Origin of the sequence: Streptomyces sp. NPDC090021 (assembly GCF_044748225.1) — a bacterium.
Classification (GTDB): domain Bacteria; phylum Actinomycetota; class Actinomycetes; order Streptomycetales; family Streptomycetaceae; genus Streptomyces.
Genome location: NZ_JBIVFO010000027.1, coordinates 16,693 through 35,552 on the forward strand (window position 1 = coordinate 16,693; position 18,860 = coordinate 35,552).

At 70.8% G+C, this 18,860-nt stretch carries 15 protein-coding genes and 2 pseudogenes; 6 read left to right on the top strand and 11 right to left on the bottom strand.

Going from position 1 to position 18,860, the window contains the following annotated elements:
• The first annotated feature begins 277 nt into the window (after positions 1–277).
• Positions 278–1,894 (top strand): glycoside hydrolase family 64 protein, encoded by a 1,617-nt coding sequence (locus ACIPXC_RS21900; protein ID WP_401620701.1) that lies wholly within the window; start codon positions 278–280, stop codon positions 1,892–1,894.
• A gap of 180 nt (positions 1,895–2,074) precedes the next feature.
• Here ACIPXC_RS21900 and ACIPXC_RS21905 read toward each other — a convergent pair.
• The 4 genes and pseudogenes from ACIPXC_RS21905 to ACIPXC_RS21920 all read right to left on the bottom strand — a co-directional run.
• Positions 2,075–2,737 (bottom strand): annotated as a pseudogene (locus ACIPXC_RS21905) (IS3 family transposase); the annotation flags it as partial.
• 533 nt (positions 2,738–3,270) lie between these two features.
• Positions 3,271–3,729, bottom strand: coding sequence for a hypothetical protein (locus ACIPXC_RS21910; protein WP_401620703.1), 459 nt, complete (start codon positions 3,727–3,729; stop codon positions 3,271–3,273).
• A 25-nt stretch (positions 3,730–3,754) separates the two neighbouring features.
• A complete protein-coding gene (locus ACIPXC_RS21915; protein WP_401620706.1) occupies positions 3,755–5,008 on the bottom strand; it encodes an Ig-like domain-containing protein in 1,254 nt (417 codons plus the stop codon).
• A gap of 870 nt (positions 5,009–5,878) precedes the next feature.
• Positions 5,879–6,295, bottom strand: coding sequence for a transglycosylase SLT domain-containing protein (locus tag ACIPXC_RS21920; protein ID WP_401620709.1), 417 nt, complete (start codon positions 6,293–6,295; stop codon positions 5,879–5,881).
• 418 nt (positions 6,296–6,713) lie between these two features.
• On the opposite strand from ACIPXC_RS21920, the gene ACIPXC_RS21925 reads away from it, so the two are divergent.
• The 3 genes from ACIPXC_RS21925 (at position 6,714) to ACIPXC_RS21935 (ending at position 9,132) form a co-directional block, all read left to right on the top strand.
• Positions 6,714–7,352 (top strand): response regulator, encoded by a 639-nt coding sequence (locus ACIPXC_RS21925; RefSeq protein WP_401620712.1) that lies wholly within the window; start codon positions 6,714–6,716, stop codon positions 7,350–7,352.
• Positions 7,353–7,480: 128 nt separating this feature from the next.
• A complete protein-coding gene (locus ACIPXC_RS21930) occupies positions 7,481–8,170 on the top strand; it encodes a response regulator transcription factor (RefSeq protein WP_401620715.1) in 690 nt (229 codons plus the stop codon).
• Positions 8,170–9,132, top strand: coding sequence for a sensor histidine kinase (locus ACIPXC_RS21935; RefSeq protein ID WP_401620718.1), 963 nt, complete (start codon positions 8,170–8,172; stop codon positions 9,130–9,132). Before ACIPXC_RS21930 ends, ACIPXC_RS21935 begins: the two co-directional genes overlap by 1 nt.
• Positions 9,133–9,202: 70 nt before the next feature.
• On the opposite strand, the pseudogene ACIPXC_RS21940 reads toward ACIPXC_RS21935, so the two are convergent.
• Both ACIPXC_RS21940 and ACIPXC_RS21945 read right to left on the bottom strand, forming a co-directional pair.
• Positions 9,203–10,365 (bottom strand): annotated as a pseudogene (locus ACIPXC_RS21940) (IS3 family transposase).
• Between the two features lie 198 nt (positions 10,366–10,563).
• Positions 10,564–11,190 (bottom strand): response regulator transcription factor, encoded by a 627-nt coding sequence (locus ACIPXC_RS21945; protein ID WP_401620721.1) that lies wholly within the window; start codon positions 11,188–11,190, stop codon positions 10,564–10,566.
• Between the two features lie 288 nt (positions 11,191–11,478).
• On the opposite strand from ACIPXC_RS21945, the gene ACIPXC_RS21950 reads away from it, so the two are divergent.
• Positions 11,479–12,930: a hypothetical protein gene (locus ACIPXC_RS21950; protein WP_401620723.1), complete on the top strand. Its 1,452-nt coding sequence runs from the start codon at positions 11,479–11,481 to the stop codon at positions 12,928–12,930.
• Between the two features lie 208 nt (positions 12,931–13,138).
• The gene (locus ACIPXC_RS21955) at positions 13,139–13,444 is read left to right on the top strand and encodes a PAAR domain-containing protein (RefSeq protein WP_401620932.1); all 306 of its coding nucleotides are present in this window, start codon (positions 13,139–13,141) and stop codon (positions 13,442–13,444) included.
• Positions 13,445–13,566: 122 nt separating this feature from the next.
• Here ACIPXC_RS21955 and ACIPXC_RS21960 read toward each other — a convergent pair whose 3' ends face one another.
• The 5 genes from ACIPXC_RS21960 to ACIPXC_RS21980 all read right to left on the bottom strand — a co-directional run bounded on the left by ACIPXC_RS21960 (position 13,567) and on the right by ACIPXC_RS21980 (position 18,421).
• Positions 13,567–14,037, bottom strand: a complete 471-nt coding sequence (locus ACIPXC_RS21960; protein ID WP_401620726.1) for a roadblock/LC7 domain-containing protein — start codon at positions 14,035–14,037, stop codon at positions 13,567–13,569.
• A 49-nt stretch (positions 14,038–14,086) separates the two neighbouring features.
• On the bottom strand, positions 14,087–14,635 hold the full coding sequence (locus ACIPXC_RS21965; RefSeq protein ID WP_401620729.1) for a GTP-binding protein: 549 nt from the start codon (positions 14,633–14,635) through the stop codon (positions 14,087–14,089).
• A gap of 74 nt (positions 14,636–14,709) precedes the next feature.
• Positions 14,710–15,186: a DUF742 domain-containing protein gene (locus ACIPXC_RS21970; RefSeq protein ID WP_401620732.1), complete on the bottom strand. Its 477-nt coding sequence runs from the start codon at positions 15,184–15,186 to the stop codon at positions 14,710–14,712.
• Positions 15,072–15,521 carry a roadblock/LC7 domain-containing protein gene (locus ACIPXC_RS21975; RefSeq protein ID WP_401620735.1) on the bottom strand — a complete coding sequence of 150 codons (450 nt, stop codon included), beginning with the start codon at positions 15,519–15,521 and terminating at the stop codon, positions 15,072–15,074. The genes ACIPXC_RS21970 and ACIPXC_RS21975 overlap by 115 nt, the downstream gene beginning before the upstream one ends.
• The gene (locus ACIPXC_RS21980; protein WP_401620737.1) at positions 15,518–18,421 is read right to left on the bottom strand and encodes a nitrate- and nitrite sensing domain-containing protein; all 2,904 of its coding nucleotides are present in this window, start codon (positions 18,419–18,421) and stop codon (positions 15,518–15,520) included. Before ACIPXC_RS21980 ends, ACIPXC_RS21975 begins: the two co-directional genes overlap by 4 nt.
• Positions 18,422–18,860: the final 439 nt, after the last annotated feature.

Genomic DNA, 18,860 nt, shown 5'->3' on the forward strand with positions numbered 1-18,860 from the left:
CGCGCTCTGCCGGCTCCGGTGTCGGCGCAGCTCAGAGCCATGTGCGGGGATCCTGAGGTGAGTAGGCGCCGTGCTCGCGTCGGTGCGGGGCCGGAGCTCGGGCTCCGACCAGCGGGTGTCACAAGGCGGATAGTGGAATGAGGACGCGAGAGCTGCCGACTCACCCGCGGCGCAACGGTCACGTCACCGGTTCCCTGCGCCTCCGTTCGGTCTTCCCCCCGTTCTGCCATTCACTTTCGGTTTCTCGCATTCCCCGCTTTCCCCTGAGAGGTCTCGCATGTTCCCCAACTCCGTTCGGCCTGCGGCCGCCACCAGGAAGTCCGTCATCGGCGCGCTCGTCGCGCTCGGCACCGCCGGGGGCCTGCTCGCTTCCGTGCCGGCCCACGCCTCCGCCACGGAAGCGGCGCCGGCGGCCTGGGCCGGTGTGCACACCGCCGTTGCTCCCGACGCCTCGTACAAGCAGTCGTTGTACAAGGGTGCCGATGGCAAGGCGAGGTTCGTGTTCACCCCGACCGACAAGGAGGCCACCACACTGGTCGACGTCCACTACACCGTCAAGGGCGCACCGGAGGGGCAGCAGAGTCTCCGGATGCAGCGCCAGGGCGACGGCAGTTGGGTGCTGTCGGGACCGCGGGCCGACGCCGACTTCACTTACCACTACACGTTCGGAGACACCCGACTCGTGCGGGACACCGCCGTGTTCGGCAAGGACGGCAAGCCGGTGACCGGCGACCCGACCACTCCCCCGTCGGCGGACCCCACCGAGAAGACCTTCCCGTTGCGGGTGGTGAACGAGACGGGCAAGCCCTCCGAAGAGGTCTACCTGACCGTCATCGGCCAGATGACGCCCGGTCACTACTCCTACATGGAGGCCGACGGCACCATGCGTCCCGTCCATCCGGCGGACGTCAACAGCAGCGACGTGTACCGCAAGGACGGTCGCGCCTACCCTCGGATGTCCTTCAAGCTCTCCGAGGCCGCCAAGGACCTGAGGCTGCCCGAGCACCTGGAAGGCGGCCGGATCTACATGTCCCTGGGCCACCCCATGTACATGGACGCCACCGACGGCGACAAGGGGTACCAGCAGCCCGACCCGGGGAACCCGTCGGACCCCAACCACGAGACCAAGTGGGACTTCTACGAGTACACCTACCAGCACGGAAAGGTCTCGTTCGGTGGTGACACCACCCAGGTGGACGGCTTCGCCATCCCGATGACGGCCCAGCTGGTCCAGGAGTCGTCGAAGTACGACAAGATGGTGGGCATCAAGGCGTCGGCGGAATCAGTCGTCGCCGGCTACAAGGCGACCGTCGGGGATGCCTTCAAGGGGCTGGCGGGCAAGGACCGCATCACCGCGCCGCGCACCTCCGCCGAGTTCAAGCCGGGCGGGAAGTACGCGGACTACTTCGCCCGCACGGTGACCACCGCGTGGGACGCGTGGAAGGCCGGGTTCGAGCTGAAGCCGGCACCCGGCATCGAGTTCAAGGGCAAGGTGGAAACCGACGGCAAGCTGCACTTCACCAAGAACGGTGGCGCCCCGAACGTCCTCGACAAGCCGTCCACGGCGGACATCATGGCCTGCGACGGCGCGCTGGCGAACGCTGGCATGACCCAGGACGCCAAGGACCTCGGGGCCCAGGTCTGCGCCGCCTTCAACCGCGGAGTCGCTCTGAACACCAAGGACGGGGGTACGCTGTACGACTGGTCGGACCCGGCGAAGTACTACCCGAAGGGCGGTACTTACAACGACTACGCGGCCTACTTCCACGACCGGAAGGTCAGCGTGGACGGCCTGGCATACGCCTTCGCCTACGACGACGTGCACGACCAGAGCTCGGTGGCGATCCTGCCCAACAACGACGCTCCGACCAGCCTGACGCTGACCCTGCACTGACCGGGAGCCGGGCGGTGTCAATCCCCTGGTTTCGTAGAGACCTCTCCTATGCGGCCTGGCACCTCTGGTCTCTCTTCTTGCGTGCTTCGGTGATGGTTCGTTCGAACTCTCCTCCGGCGGCAGGCCGCCGGCCGCGCTGTGCCTACGTCGCGGGTTGTAGAACCCGGTGATCCAGGTGGCGTACGCCTCTGACGTGTACTCACTTCCCCTGTCGCTGTGGAAGATAGTCCCGTCCCTTCGGCCGCCGCGCGCCGCGGCGGCCATCTTCAACGACGCCCCGACCAAGGCCGCGTCATGGTGCTCGCCCATGGCGTAGCCGAGGCAACGGCGCGAGAACGCATCGATGACCGTGGCCAGATAGATCTTGCCCTCGCCGGTCTCGATCTCTGTCATATCGCCGTACCAGAGCACGTCCGGGGCCACCGCGTCGAAACGGCGATTCACCAGGTCAGGGGCAGCCTTCCGCTTGCCCTGCCGGGTCAGCGACCGCCGCCTGGGCGGCTTGCGGCCCTGCAGACCGAGCTCGGCCATGATCTCCGCGGCCGTGTTCACCGACACCTGCCAGCCCTCCGCCCACAGGTCCAAAGTGATCCTCGGCGAGCCGTAGGTGCCGCCGGACTCCGTGAAGAAGTGGATGATCCGCTCCTCCAGCCTCGCCCTCCTGACCTCGCGTTTCGTCGGCTCGTCGGGGCGTCGGCGCCATTTGTAGAACCATGCCTCGCTCACCCCGACCACCCGGCAGGACACCCGGTGCGGGACGCGATGCTCGACCCTCTGGTTACCGATGAAGGCGACTACCGCCTCCGGGGCGTTCTCGGTCACTTCACCCAGAGGGCCATCCATCGCTTGAAGACATCACGCTCCATCTCCAGCTCCCGGATCCGCTTGTTCCTCTCCCCTATCTCCCGGCGCAGCCGCTCCAGCTCGGCCCGCTCAGCCTCCCGCCAACGCGATCGACCACCACGCGTGGCACCGCATCGCCCGATGGCTCCTCCGAAAACACGGCATCCGCCGAAGCCAGCTGCGGCGCTTCTGCGACCACGGCTGGAGGTTCGCCGACGGAGAGGTGGCGTTCACCGGCGCATCCAGCGTCGCGATCGTGCGCTACCGCTACCGCGGAGCACGTATCCCGACTCCGTGGACCATCGAACCCGCAGCCCGCAGAGGCTGACCACCGGGAAAGACATGTGGAGAGCCGGATGCGGTGAAAGTCGCACGTCCGGTTCGGGCCGGCGGCTCGGGGAAACGGAACAGCGGCAACGCAGTCACCGCGCCCCGAGCCGACCGCACATGGTCACCCGCGACATCAACTGCATCTGTGGTCACTCCCGGATGGCAATCACGCTGAGCACGGGCAGCGGAGAGGAAGACGCCTTTCAGAGGATCCAGCGGGCGCCCAGCGTCCGGCTGCGCTCGCGAGCCGCGTCCAGGACCTCGGGGTCCGCTATGGCCTTCGGCCGGACCACGACGTCCACCTCGGCCGGGGTTAGCAGGGACCGGGAGAAGACGATGACGGCCCAGGTGTCGTAGGCGCCGAGCTCGGCGACGCGCCAGATGCTGGTCAAAGGTGCGAGCAGGCCGCTGCCGCGCCAGCGGAACTCCGGGCCCGTCGCACCCGTCCGAAGGGTGTCCACCCCCTTGATGGAGCGGGTCCGGCCCCGCACCTCGTACGTCACGTTGTCCGCCAGGCGCGGGGCGCCGTCGGCGGCCGGCGACAGCCAGGCGTACGTGAATCGTGGTCCGGTGCGCGAGCCGCGCGTCCACATGGGGAACGTGGAGGAGACGATCCGCCAGGTACCGCAGAAGGCGTCGAGGTCCAGGGTCGGATCGGTCATGGCGATGCGTCCTTCCAGGGCTTGTTCACGAGGCTGCACCCCTGACCCACGCGCTCCAGGGGAGGTTCCAATCGCTGAGGCCGTTATCCGGGGAGATCGTACGGTCACCTGAGTTCTTCACCACGACGACGTCTCCGACCAGGGAGTTGGCATACAGCCATGCCGCGGGGGTCGTCTCTGTAGCGCCGCCCTTGACATCCGCCAGGCCGATGCAACCGTGACTGGTGTTCTTCTGGCCGAACACGTTCGTGGGCGCCCAGTAGTTGCCGTGCACGAACGTGCCTGAATCACTGAGTCGCATGGCGTGAGGGACGTCCGGGATGTCGTAGGCGGGCTTGCCGTCCTCGTCGAGATAGCCGACGCTGCTGCCGTTCATGCGCATCTCGTGGTGCTTCTCGGAAATGACCATGGTGCCGTTGTAGGTGGGGCTCTCGGGGGCACCGGCGCTGATGGGGAGGGTACGCAGGGGCTTGTCGTCGCGTACGACCTGCATCGTCTTCGCTGCGGCGTCGACGGTGGAGATCTGGGCTCGGCCGACGTGGAAGGTGCTGGTGCGGCTCTCGTCGCCGCGCAGACCGGGCCCGGCGGTTACGCCCCGGAGATCCATGTCGACGGTGATGTCGCTGTCCGCCTTCCAGAAATCCCGGGGGCGGAAGTCGAGGCGCTGGGAGCCGAACCAGTGGCCGACGGCCTTCTGCCCTGAGGTGGAGGTGACGTGAATGGCGGCGGCGACCCGAGCACGGTCGGTGACGGGCTTGTCGAAGGTGACGGAGACCGGCATGCCGACGCCGACCGTGGTGCGGTCGCCGGGGACGAGGTAGCCCGTCAGGACGCCGGCGGGGCCCGCCGTGGTGAAGGTGGTCCGTTGGGTCAGGGACCGGCCGTCCGGAGCCTTGCCGGTGGCGTCGATCCGGTACACGGTCGCGGCGGCCAGAGTGGTGGTTGCGGGTCGCCAGGTCGTGTGGTCCTCGCTGAAGGTGCCTCGCAAGGTGTGGCCTCCCGCAGTACGGCCTCCGGCCACGGTGGTCATGGTGACTGCGGTGAGCGTGCCGTGGTTCACGGTGACGCCCGGCGTCCCCGTGGTCGGCACGTTACGGGAGCCGTCGCCCGGTGTGATCGTCAGCAGGGGACGGGTGTCTTCACCCTGCGCCGCCGCGGCGGGACGCGGCGGGCTCGGTGCCGGCGTGGCGGGTCCGGCGGCGTGGGCGACCGAGGGGAGGAGGGCGCCTGCGGCGAGGGCGGCGCTGGTCAGTATCAGGTGAGGGGCTCGAGTCCTCATGCGCGGGTCCTCCGTCGGCCGTGCGGTCGGGTGCGGCCGCGGTTCCGGCCGTCGTCTATCGATCCTCTCGGCGCAGGCCGGAGGGGGGATCCGCCGTTGGAGTCCGGGCCCGGGGGACCCGCGCGCGACGATCAGGGGGGGGCGATCGGGGGAGGAGGTGGAAAAGCCACCGAAGCCCGGGGCGAGGTGAGTCGAATACGGCCGGGTCAGCGGGGCGGCGCGGGGTAGTACAGGCGGACGGCAGTGTCCGGCAACACCGTCGGCACGTGCCGGACGCCGCCGCGGTCTGCGCGGTCGCATGGAGGTCGGCGTCGGCGAACAGCCGACGACGTCCTGGACGTAACGGGCGACCCGGGGCGTCCCTCACGGTCTCGCCGGGGTGCCGGCCCGCCACCGCTCGCTCACTCACTCGCAACAGGGCACACTGAGACAGCTCAGGGGCCTGCGAAGGGATCTGCCGATGAGCACGATCAGCGAGGCGACGGGCGTGGCACTGGGTTGTGCCTGCCTGCTCGTTTTCACCCTGGCCCCGGCTACGGCGGGCCCCTCGCCGCTTCGAGGGGCGACACGCCCCGCAAGCCACGCCGAATGGCGCGCCTGCAATGACGGCGGAGGCGCGAGCGGTGCCAAGGGTTTCGATTGCGCCAGGGCTGCGGTACCGCAGGACTACGAGCACCCAGGCCGACGTACGATCAACTGACGGTGATCCGGCAGCGGGCGGCGGACCATGCCCGGAAGGCGGGCACGCTGTTCCGGAACCCGGGCAAGCCCGGCGGTGTGAGCGTGCGTGGCGGGCCGGCCCTTCCGGCTCCGTTCTCCGGCTGAGCGGCGGCTCGGACCTGCCGCCGCCGGGCCCCGGGCGGCGGCAGATCAGTACCAGTGGTGCTGCTGCCAGAACGCCCAGGCGGCCTCGGGGCTGCCGTAGCGGGAGTTCATGTAGTTCAGCGTCCACTTGATCTGGGTAGCCGCGTCAGTCCGCCAGTGCGGGCCCGCAGAGGCCATCGAGGTCGCGGGGAGGGCCTGGCCGATGCCATAGGCACCGCTGCTCGGGTTGACCGCGCGGGGGTTCCAGCCGGACTCGTGCGACACCACGTCGCTGAAGGCGGTGAACTGTCCTGCGTCCGGGATCATCCGCTGGGCGATCATCTGCGGGGTGCTCATGGGGGCCGCCTGCGCCGGTGAGGCGGCGATCGCTGCGGTGGCCGCACCCACCACGGCGGCGACGGCGGTCAGCGCGGTGCGGGAGCGGGCGAAGCGGCCGGACGGGAAACGCTGGCGGGGGGGCATCGGGCTGCCTTTCGGTCGGGGACTGGAGTGGGATCCGGCTTGTCGGCCGGTATCCCGAATTCACCGTGGCAGGGATCCGCCCGGGTTTCAAAAGGCCCGGAACGTACCCCCGTGGACCGTAGGCGACGCCTGCCGGCCCCATCGGCGGGAGCGCGCGCAGGCTCTTGGTGCGGGGCTCTGAGCGGGCTGACGTGCGCGCAGGTGATCTACGGGGCCGCTTCGTAGCGAAGAGCCGCGCTCCCCCGTTCAGGGGGTGCGATACGGACCCCCGAGCGGGGACGGTCGGCCCCTTAGACCAGCCGCTCCATGACCCTGAATCGCGGGAAGGCTACTGTGAGTGAGGATCGGCCGGCCCGTCGCGCCCTGTTCGTTATGCGGAGATATGATCGGAAAAAGTCGTGGCTATTGGGGTGGTTCCATGAAGGAACGCACGCGGGTGATCATCGCCGACGACCATCCCCTCTACCGGGAGGGCCTCAAGCGGGCCCTGTCTTGGAGCGACGCGATCGAGGTGGTGGGTGAGGCCGAGGGCGGACGTGCCGCCGTCACGATGATCAAGGAACTCATTCCGGACGTCGCGGTCGTCGACTACAAGATGCCTGACATGGACGGCATCGCCGTCACCCGCGCCGTCGCCCAGAGCGGAATGGCCACGCGGGTCCTGCTGGTCAGTGCGTTCGCCAACAGCGAGCTGGTCTTCCGGGCTCTGGAAGAAGGCGCCGCCGGATACCTTCTGAAGGACGCCAAGCGCGCCGAGGTCATCGAGGCGGTCGCACAGGCGGCGCAGGGCAAGACGGTGATCCCGCCGGAACTCGCCGGGGGCGTCGCCGACGAGATCCGGCTCCGGGCCCAGACCGCGGGCCCGGCCTTCAGCGAGAGGGAGCTGGAGGTTCTGAAGTACTTCGCCCAGGGGCTCAGCATTCCGCAGGTGGCCCAGAAGCTGTTCCTCGCACCGAGCACGGTGAAGACGCACGCCCAGCACGTCTACGAGAAGCTCGGGGTGTCCGACCGTGCCGCGGCGGTAGCCGAGGGGATGAGGCGTGGCCTGGTGGACTGAACCGGAGCCGATCGGCGGAGCGGAACTCGTCCGGGCCGAGAGCCGGTCGCCCGTGTGACGGAGGCGCCGGGCCCGGGACCGTGGAGTCGAAGGCGCGACGAGAGCGCCACCGACTCAGTGGAGTACCCATGGGCTGGTTGCAGGTAACGGTCATCGAGGACAGCACGGAGATCCGCCAGTTCCTTTCCTCCTCCCTCAGGAAGCTGAAGTACGAGGTACACGGCGTCTCGCGCGGCGGGGAGGGGTTGAGCCACGTGGCCTCCCGGGCCCCCGACGTGGTGCTGCTGGACCTGGGGCTTCCGGACATGGACGGTCTCGACGTGCTGAAGATGCTGCGGACCATGAGCACCGTGCCCGTGCTCGTGACCACCGCTCGGGACGACGACACCAACATCGTGCGCGCTCTCGACCTGGGTGCCGACGACTATGTGGTGAAGCCGTTCTCCGCCGAGCACCTGGACGCGCGGATCCGCGCCGTCCTGCGACGCAGCGGTGAGCGGCTCGAAGACACCTCGTACCGTATCGGCGAGCTGGAGATCCATCCGGCATCCCACACGGTGCTGCACCGGGGGGAGAGGCTGGAGATCAGACCGAAGGAATTCCGTCTGCTGGCCTACCTGGCGAAGCACGCCGGCCGCGTGGTCGGCAAGAACGAGCTGATCGCCGAGGTCTGGGACAACGCGTACGGCACCAGCGGGAAGACCGTGGACGTTCACCTGTCCTGGCTGCGCAGGCGGTTGGGAGAGACGGCGGCGGAACCCCGGTACCTGCACAGTGTGCGGGGCGTCGGCGTGAAGCTGTCGGAGCCGGCGTCGTGATGCGGCGGCGACTGGCCCTGACGAACGCGGTGACGGCCATGCTGGCCGTACTGCTGTGCGCGGTGCCACTGGTCCTGCACGACCGCGACGTACTCGGTTTTTTCGTGGTGGCGGCGGTCGCGCTGCCCTCGGCCGCCGCTGTGGTGGCAGACCGACTGGGGCGGTCCATCGTGCGCACGACCGCCCAACTGACCGACGTGGCGGACCGGTTGCGGCGCGGTGACCTCACCGCGCGGTACGAGGGCGGAGGACCCGCGGAGCTGGAACAGCTCGGACGGACGCTCAACACCCTCGCGGCCCGCATCGACGCGCTGCTCGTCAACGAGCGGGAGGCGCTGGCGGACCTGTCGCACCGCTTGCGGACCCCCATCACCTTGCTGATGCTCCAGGCCGAGGCGCTGTCCGTGGAGGAGGACGCGAACCGGATGCTGGCAGGTATCACCGATCTGAACGACGAGCTGACATGGATCATCCGGCGGGCACGTCACCCCATCTGCGACCGCAAGGCGACGACGGACCTCGCGGCCGTGGCGCACGAGCGCATCGAGTTCTGGGCACCGCTCGCCGAGGAGCAGGGGCGGGGGTGCGAACTGGACGTACCGGCCGGGCCGTGTACCGTGCTGGTACCGAAGACGGAGTTGGTGGCGGCGATCGACGCGCTGATCGAGAACACCTTCGCGCACACTCCCGAAGGCACGTCGATAAAGGCGGCGGTGGTACCCGCCGACGGGGCGGGGGCCGTGTTCGTCCTGGAGGACGACGGGCCCGGCTTCACCGACCTGCGGGTGCTCGACCGGGGCCACAGCACCGGCGGGTCCACCGGATTGGGCCTGGACATCTGCCGGCGGACCACGATCAAGTCCGGTGGACGAGTGGAGTTGGGTCGTGCGCATCCGCGCGGGGCCCGGGTCAGCCTGTTCTTCGGCGGCCCCCCGTCCGGATCCGTCCCGTTCCTGGCCTGACCGGCCGGCACGGCGAGAGAACGGCTCCGCGGAGCACGTGAGGTTGGTCCCTGGGGGTGGACGCCGGGTTTCATGCGACGAGTGACAGCGTACGTGTCGTGATCAGTTGTTGTTCGAACTCGGCTGGTGTGAGGTAGCCGAGCGCGGAGTGGCGAGGTGCCGGTTGTAGTACGACAGCCGGCGGAACCGCTCGTCGAGCCGGGCCTGTGCCTTCGAGGTCCAGCGGCGTCCGTGGAGCCACTCGCGCTTGAGGCCCTGGAAGAACGACTCGGCGAGCGCGTTGTCGTAGCTCGAGCCGACCCGGCCCATGCTGCGACGGATGCCGTGCCGGCGGCAGACGTCGGCGAAGGCGGCCGCGCTGGGCGCCCCTGTCCGTGTGGAAAACGACTCCGTGGACCCGGCCGCCGCGGGCGGCCACGGCCATCTCGATCGCGTCGGTGACCAGCGAGGTGCGCATATGGTCCGCGATCGACCAGCCCACGACCCTCCTCGAGCAGATGTCGATCACCGTGGCGAGGTAGAGCCAGGCCGTGCCGGCGGGTATGTAGGTGATGTCGCCGCACCTGGTGTTCAGCGTGTCCGCGGTGAAGTCGCGCATCACCAGGTCCGGCACGGGCACCGCGATCCTGGTCCGCTTCCTCTTCCGCAGGTGCCGGCCGACGATGTGATTGATCCGCATCAGCCGGGTGACCCGCTTGCGGCATGGACGCGCGGGGGCACCATGGGCACCCAGGTGTTCGGCGTGGATGGCGCGGATCTCGCTGTCGGTCCGAGCCTCCTCGGCCTGGCGCTCGGTGCGGACCTGCTCGGAGCCCAGGTGTCGGTAGTAGCCGGCGCGGGACGCCCCGAGCACCCGGCAGATCCGCTTGACGCCGAAGTCGGCGCGGTTGTCGGAGATGAAGGCCCAGCGGAGGGCGCCCACTTCACCTCCCGAGCGAAACAGGCGGCTGCCCGGCGCAGGATCTCGCGCTCCAGCCGCCACTCCTGCTCGGCCTTGAGCAGCCGGGCGTTCTCCGCCCGCAGCCGGACCAGCTCCTCGGCCGCGCTCCCGCTGCCGTCGCGGGCCTCAGGCACGGACTGGGCCTCGGCCTTGCGCACCCACGTCCGCAGCGACTCCGCGGTGATGCCGAGATCCGCGGCCACCGTCGCGTACGTCCGCCTCCCGGCCGTGGCGCGGTAGAGCGCGACCGCGTCCTTCCTGAACTCCTCCGGATACGGAGACTTACGTCCCACCCGGACATCCCTCCCTGGACCATCAAGATCCGTTGTCAGGGTGTCCACTCCAAAGGATCAGCCTCACACGGTCCACTGCCGTGCTCCGCGGAGCCGTTCGCCTGCCCCGGCCGGCTTGCGGCTCGGTCGCGGCCTCACCGCCACGTCGTCCGGGGTGAACCGGACGAGCGGAATGCCAGGCCGCACCGCCCGTTCGGCTCAGATGAAGCCCTCGCGAATGGCGTAGGCGACCGCGTGAGAACGGTTACGCAGTTGGAAGCGCGTGTTGATCGCGTGAAGGGTGTTCTTTACCGTCCGCTCCGAGTAGCACAGCTCGCTGGCGATCTCCTGCGTGTCGTAGCCGTGGGAAACGAGTCGCAGGACGTTGGTCTCCCGCTCGGTGATACCGGTGAAACGCCGCCCTCGCGGGCCGCTCCCCTCGTTCTGCAGCCGGGACAGCTGCTTGAGCAGGTGGCTGACCAGATCGGCCGGCACCGTGCCTGCGCCCCGACTGACCGAGGAGACAGCGTCGACCAGGGCGGAGGGGGTGGCGTCGCGCCGCCGGGCCACGCCCCGCACGCCCACCTGGGCCAGGGCCATGACGCACTCCTCGGTCAGGGTGCCCGCCACCACCACGATCCGCTCCACACCCCGGCCTCGGGCCTCGTGGACCATGCGCATCGCGGCGTCGTCGACGTTCTCGACAACCAGCAGGGCCACGGTCTCGGGGGTCGCCTCGGAACGTGCCACCAGGAGCACTTCCGGACGCTGCTTCAGCGAGGCGGTGACGCCCATCTCGGAGATGGCGTCGAGGGCCTGCACGAACACAGGGATCCTCTGAGGCATGACGGCTTCCCTTCGGTGGCGGAGCGCGGTTCACCCAGGAGTTCCCGGAATGATTCCGGGAACCGGGCCTGTTGACGTCTCCCAGTGTGGGAGACCCGGTGCTAACGGAACCCTAGAGCGGTCGGTACGCGAGACTGTCCGATCGGCCCCGCGGCGCAGTCCGCCGGACCGGCCGCGAGGGCAGATCAGGGCCGTACGGCTCCGCCGCCGGCGACGTCGGACCGCGCTGCCCCGGAGACTGCCCGGCAGCCCCTGTTCCGCGGCCGTCCGCCGCCGGATTGTCGGTGCATGGGTGTCATCGCATCGCTGGAGGAGCCGGACGGCCCGGTGGAGCCGGGTACGGAGAGCGTCCGCCTGCTCAAGCTCCACAACACCGGCCACGTGGTCGACACGTTCGTGCTGGACGTCTTGGGAGAGGCCGCCGGCTGGATCACCGTCCGCCCAGAGGCGGTGAACGTCTTCCCGGGCCAGGACGAGACGGCCGAGGTCGTCTTCACCCCTCCACGCGAGTCCGGGGTGGGCTGCGGACCCAAATCTTTCGCCGTCCGGGTGGTGTCCATGGAGGACACCGCGGGATCGACGGTCCAGGAGAGCACCATCGAGGTCGCCCCCTTCACGGAGACGGCCTGCGAACTCGTACCCCGCACCGTGCGCGGTCGCCGGACGGCCCGTACCCGCCTGGCGGTCGACAACTTCGGCAACGGGCCGGTGAGCGTGGAGCTCAGCGGCCGTGACGAGGACTCCGCCGTCGAGTTCCGCTTCTCCCCCGGCCACCTCGTCGTGGATCCGGGCACCACTCGTCTGGTCCCGGTGAGAATCCGGCTGAAGAACCGGTTCCTGACCGGGCCGCCCCGCTCTCTGCCGGTCGAGGTGGCCGTGCTGGGCACGGACGGCTCCTGCGAGCGGACCACCGGTGCAGTGGTGCAGCTCGCTCTGCTCCCCCGCTGGCTGCTGAAGGCGGGACTGTTCGCGGCGGCCGGCGCCGTCCTCGCGTTCACCGTCCTGCCCGGCGTACTGAACGCGGCGCCGAAGTCCCAGGCGGTGGCCGCGGAACAGACGGCCACGGCGCAAGCGGCGGCTCCCGAGCCCTCGCCCTCCGGTACTCCGGCCTCGGTGACGGGCCAGACGCCTCCGGCCGGCGCGCAGCCGGGTGCGCAGGGCTATGCGGCGACGACGGACGCGAACGGGACGGCGCACGGCTCGGCCACCGTGGGTCAGCCGGGAAGTGGTTCCGCCGGCGGTACGGCCGGAAGTCCGCAGACACAGGGACAGCCACAGGCCCAGGCGAACACGACGCCGGCCGGTACCGGTGGCGCCGCAGACCAGAACGCGGCGACCACCCCGCCACCTGCCCCCCGCCCCGCGCCCGCGCCCCCCAAGAGCGGAGCCGGCCCGGCGGCCCAGGACCAGGCTGCCTCGTTCGACCTCACCGCGAACGTGGCACCGACGGCAGCCGGTCGGTACTCGCTCTACAAGCACGTCGTCCCCGCCGGACAGACGCTCACCGTGGACCGCATCGCCCTGCAGAACCCCAACGGCAACCGGGGGAGTCTGGAGATCCGACGAGACGGCACACGCCTGCTCTACCGCGGGCTCAACACGCTCCAGTACGAGAACGTCAGCGCTCGGCACACCTTCAAGGCGGGTGAGGCGGTGGTCCTGGCGGTCAACTGCACGGCGAGCACCCGCGGCAGCTGTACGCCGAAGGCCTCGTTCTCCGGCACCGTCACCAGGAACTGAGGCGTCCGGCGGCGCCCGGCGCACACACATTCCCTACGTCCCGTCCCGACCCACCGTTCCCTTCTCACGAGACGGCCGGTCCCCACCTCGATCACAGGAGCCCCTTGTGCCTGCCAAACCCGCCGCGCGTCTCGGCGACCGGGTCACCGGAAGCGACCTCCACATCGTGCTCGTTCCCGCGCCCCCGGGCCCTCCGGTGCCCACCCCGATGACCTTCCCGGTCAACGCCGTTGTGACGGGAGGCTGTTGTGTCTCCGTCCTCATCGGGGGCCGGCCCGCCGCCACCGTCGGGTCCACCGCCACCCTGGTCCCGCACGTCCCACCGCCGGGGAGCGTCTTCCAGGTGCCGCCCACCCACACGGGAACCGTGCAGGCCGGCAGTGCCGGCGTGCTGATCGGCGGCAGAGCCGCGGCCCGGACCGGTGATCCAGTACAGACGTGCAGTGACCCCCTCCCCCAGCCCAACGGGCGGATCGTCCCGACGGCACCGGCCCCCCGCGTCCTGGTGGGGTGAAGCACCCTGACCGCCCGGGCCGTGCACGGTCCCGGGCGGTCAGTGCACGACAGCGCGACGACGAGCCCTGGAAACCGCCCTGGTTCGGCGGGGGCTCGTGTGCACGGTCGCGGTCGAGTCGGTTATCCAGGGTGGCCGGGGGTGCTTTCGGCGTAGGTGGAGAGGGCGTACCCGATCCTCGCGACGTCGCAGCCAGGTGCCGCGACCAGGATGACGCACGCCCCGCACCGCAGCAGCGAGGTGAACAGCACTCCGCCGGCCATCTCCACCACCACCTGGACGCCCTGGCCGCCGCGGAACAGCGTGCAGGCGCCCGCCGCGAGGGAGCAGAGACCCGAGGCGAGCGCGGCGAGCTGATCCGCACGATCGCGGGGCGTGCCCGGCGCGACAGCCAGCACGAGGCCGTCGCCGGCTCCCACGACGGCCTCGCGCACGTCCGGTTCCGCCGCTGTGAGCCGGGCGAGCCGCGCGCGGTGGTCCCACCCCGTGTCCCACGGAGCGGGCGCGCCGTGAAGGGCGGGGGGGACGGCCGGCCCAGGCGTCGCGGGTTCTGCGAGGGAACCGCGGGCGGGATCCGGGAAATGGGGGGTCATGCTTGCTCACTCTCTCGCTGGTTCGTTCATGGGCGCCGGGCCGTCGGGCTCACGCGGCGGGGGTGGAGGCCTGTCGCAGGGCCTGGCGGACGACTTCGGCGAGAACCCCGCGGACGTCGGCTCGTTCGCGGGCGTCGGCGTGCAACACCGGCACGGCGGGTCCCACGCCGAGCGCGGCGCGGACCGTCTCGACGTCGTGGGTGCGTCTCCCGTCGAACGGGTTGAGGGCCACGACATAGGGCAGCCCGCAGTTCTCGAAGTAGTCGATGGCACCGAAGGACTCCTGGAGCCGGCGGGTGTCGGCGAGAACGACACCGCCCACGGCGCCGCGCACCAGGTCGTCCCACATGAACCAGAAACGGTCCTGGCCCGGCGTGCCGAAGAGGAACAGGACCAGGCCTTCGTCGATGGTGACGCGGCCGAAGTCCATCGCGACCGTGGTGGTCCGCTTGGTGGAGTCGCCCGCCAGGACATCCTTCCTCTGGGCTGCCGTGGTCATCTGCGCCTCGGTGCGCAGCGGGCGTATCTCGGAGATCGATCCGACGAAGGTCGTCTTGCCCGCTCCGAAACCGCCCGCGATCACGATCTTGGCTGTCATAATGCGGCTCATCCCGCTTCAGCCACCTCTCTGTGTCTTCCGCTGCCTTGGGGTGTGCACTGCTCGCACGTGGGTCAGAGCCTGTTCAGACCGCGCAGAATGCGTTCGAGGAGCGCCGTGGATGCGCTGCCCTCGGCCTGCTCGTGGACGGTCAGCAGCGCCACGTCCGCGAGGTCAGCGATCATGACGCGGGTGATGCCCAGGGGCATGCCGAGAAGCGCGGACACCTCGGCCAGCGACTTCGGCTCGGCGCACATCCGGAGGATCACGTCGTGCTCGGGGACGGCGGAGGGACAGGGGCCAGGGCCGCCGTACCGGGACTGCACGAGGGTCTCGACGTGCAGCACCCGGCTGGGGGTGGTTCGTCCTCGGGTCAGTGTGTACGGTCGCGGGCCGAACGGGGTCTCCGCCGCCCCGTCCGCTCCGCCGGCCACCCTCACGTGACGGCGGCGGCGCGCGCGGTGCTGGGAGTGCGCCGGGCCGGAGTGAGGGCCGCGCCACACTGCGCGACCAGCCGGGTCATGTGGTATCCGAGGAAGCCCAGATCGCACTCGGCGCCCACGAGAACAGCGAGGACGGCGCCGTCGGAGATGGCGGTCAGCACGACGGTGCCGTGCGTCATCTCCACGATCGTGCGGCCGACCGGGCCTGCGCCCAGGACTTCGGCGCCGCCGAGGCCCAGGGCTGCCAGGCCGCTGGTGACGGCGGCGAGCCGGTCGGCCTCGCCGTCCTCTGGCTCCGCGCTCGCCAGCAGGATGCCGTCGGCGGACACGACGACCGCGGTGCGGACGCCCGCCACGCGGGCGGTGAAGCGGCTGATGATCCAGTCCAGCTCGCGGCCCCCGGCGGTGCCGGCCGTGCCTGCCGGGTAGGGATGGGTGCTCATGCGGTGGCCTCGCTTTCGTTGCTGTCCGGGGTCGCGTGCGCGCGGGCGATGCCGTCGTGCAGGGCACCGAGTCGGCTGCGGAGGCGGGCCGGGTCGGGGTGCGCGAGTGCGGGCGGGGGCGTGTGCGGTGCGCCGGGGGTGACGCTGCCGGGCAGGAGGTTGGCCATCGGCACGCGGCGGGGCAGACCCGAGGGATCGTGTGAGTGCTGCTGTGCGTGCTCGGCCGCGATGTCGACGGGCGTGCCGTCGCCCGCGTGGGGAGCAGGCGCCGCGGCAGGGATGCCGGTGGGTGCCCCGACGCCGGGACCGTAGGGGCGGCGGACCGTGGCCGGATCGACGATCGCCGGGTGGCCCGGCTTCGGGAAGGCTCCGGTCGCCTCAGCCGGCGCCGATGGGGCGGTGGCGGGGCCCTCGTACGCGGAGGGCGTGGCCGCGTACGGACGGGCGTCGGCCCCGGGCAGGGGGTCGGCCGCCAGGCCGGTCGGAATCCTGGGCAGGGAGGTCGGGGACCACAGGGCGGGCCGGCCGCCGGCGGCGGTCCGAGCAGCGGGGGGCTCCTGCTGGACGGGACCGGCCTGCCGCGCCTCCGCTTCGGCGTGCCAGGCCTCCTGGTCGGCGTGCCAGGCGACACTGGTCACCGCGGCGCGACCAGGGTGCTCCGGGTCGGCGGCGGGGGGACCGGAGTCCGGCGTGCCGAGGGGCGCGATGGCCGGCGCGGCCGAGGTGGTGGGCATGATGGGCGCGGCGGTGATCTCGCCGGTGTCCGGCTGCTTCTTCGCGGCGCGTGTCACCACCTCGGCAGGCAGGACGACCAGTGCCGATACGCCGGGGTCGGCCGGGCGCAGCGAGACCTCGATGCCGTGCCGCTTGGCCAGGAGGCCGACGACGTACAGGCCCATGTGCTCGGAGGCGTCCGGCACCAGGCCCTGCCTGTCCGTGAAGTAGCTGTTGACCTGCTCAAGGCGGTCCGGTTCGATGCCGATGCCGATGTCGCGGACCTCGATCAGCGTCCGGCCGTCCGGCAGGCGCTGCGCGCCGACCCGGACCTCGCTCTGCGGGCTGGAGAACATCAGGGCGTTCTCCAGGAGCTCCGACAGCAGGTGCACCACGTCGGACACGGCGTGTCCGGCGACGTTCACCGGCGGCAGCTGGACGTGGCCGACGCGTTCGAACTGCTCGACCTCGGACATCGCGGTGCGCACGACGTCGAGCAGACTCATCGGCGCGGCGGGCCGGGAGCTGGGGCGGCCCCCGGCGAGGACCAGCAGGTTCTCGCTGTTGCGGCGCATGCGGGCGGCGAGGTGGTCGACCTCGAAGAGCGACTTCAGCTGGGTGTCGTCGGTCTCGTTCTGCTCCAGGGTGGTCAGTACCGCGAGCTGGCGCTGGACGAGACTCCGGTTGCGGTGCGAGAGGTTGCGGAACAGCAGGCTGACGGACTCGCGGAGCCTGGCCTGGTCCTCGGCGAGCCTGACCGCCTCGCGGTGCACCTGGTGGAAGGCTTCGGCGACCTCTCCGATGTCGTCACCGGAATCGACGGCCGGCGGGGGCACCGTCAGGTCGACCTCGGCGGCGGACTTGTCCTTGAGTTCGTCCATGACGCGGGGGAGGTCGACGGCGGCGACACGCAGTGCCGCGGCGCGCAGTCGGCGCAGGTCCTCGGAGATGCCCCGGGAGACGGCGAAGGCCAGTCCGAGGGCGACCGCGATCAGGCCGGCGGTGAGCGCGGCGTCTATGACCGCCTGGGTCTGGGCGTCGTCGTACTCGTGCTCGCTCTCGGCGATCAGCCGGTCGGCGGTGGCGATGGCGAGACGGTCGAGCTGATCGACGCGGGTGCCGAAGTCGGCGTACCAGTCGGCGGGCAGTCGATCGCCCTTCTTGAGGTCCTCCGGTGAGGCGAGGAGGGCCTGGAGCCCGGCTTCGGCGGTTCCGGTGTCGGAGGTCTTGTTGATCCGTTCGTACGCCGCACGGTCCGTGGGGTCGGCGGCCATGGAGAACTCGCGCTGGGCCATGTCCCGAACCTTGACGGTGGCGAGGAGCGCGGCCTTCTGGTCGGTGGACAGCTTGCCCTCGTGCACGGCCTGGGACATCAGGGCGTGCTCGCTGGAGAGCATGGAGTTGGCGAGGGCCAGCGTATAGAGCGCCCAGCCCTGGGAGTGCGACTGGTTGAGCTGGCCGTCGAGCTCGTTGTCGATGCCCAGCAGGGGCATGATCAGGCCGAGGTAGGCGGTGTCGGCCTGTGATCCGGAAACGCCTCGGTCGACCATCGCCCGGATCTCGGGCAGCTTCGCCATGGACTGGGCGATGGCGTCGAGGTGGGTGCGGAGGCGGCCGGTCTGCTCCAGGTCGGCGGCCTGCCCGTCGAAGCGGCGCTGGAGAGCGTCGGTCGCCTCGCGGGCCTGGGCGAGGCCTGCGCTGCCGGCCGCGGAGGAGGCCTGCGGGTCGATGACCAGGTTGCGTTCCCGCTGCAGCTGCTGGATGAGTTCGGTGCCGGTACGGGTGAGCCCCGCCATGTCGTGGAACTGCTCGTACCGCCCGGCCTGATCAAGGGCGGCGCCGACCCGGGTTCCACCGAGCACCCCGGCGGCGACCAGGGGGATGGCCATGACGGCGTAGAGGCGGGTGCGGACGCGGGTGTCGCGCAGGCGACGCAGCCCGCGCGGGGTGGAGGCCTTGGCGCCAACGGGTGCATCCGCGGCTTCCGGTCGGGTCCCGCCCTCGGCGCCGGAGCCCGCCGGGGACCGGGTCGGGGTGGGAACGCCATCGCCCGGCGTGGTCGGCTTCCCTGTGGTGCTCCGCCGGCCGCGGGCCCGGGTGGCCCGGGCGGTCCGCTTGCCGCGGGTCGGCGTCGCCGCTTCGGTTTCGGTGCCGCGCCGGTTTCGGCGCTGGTGGTCCGCGCGCATCGAATGCTGCCACTTCTCCCGTCGTGACCCTCGCCCGTCCGGGGCGGACGGCGGTGGATCGGTGGTCCTCTCCGCCGGATGGCGGGGGCTCCCGGCGTTCCTTCGCGATGGTCTCCGCACAGGGCGGTGGGGGCCGGGTGACCACCGCTTCCTCCACGCTAGGCACGCGCGGCCCCGCCCGGCTCCGCCGATCGTCGGAGCGGGGCGGGGGACGCGGGTGCGCGCCGAACGGCCACCGCCCGGCCTGCACCTGGGTGTGAGCAACGTGTAGCGGATCGCCGGTGTCGGCAGGGAAGCCGTGTCGGGACGGGCCGGCCTGGAAGGTTCGGCCAACGGCAGCGGCGGATTAGGCCGCAGCTAGCACGGACGTTCCTACCGTGCGGTCATGTCCGAACACCGTGCCCGGCTCCGTCGCCGACACCCGCTTCCCCTGTTCCGT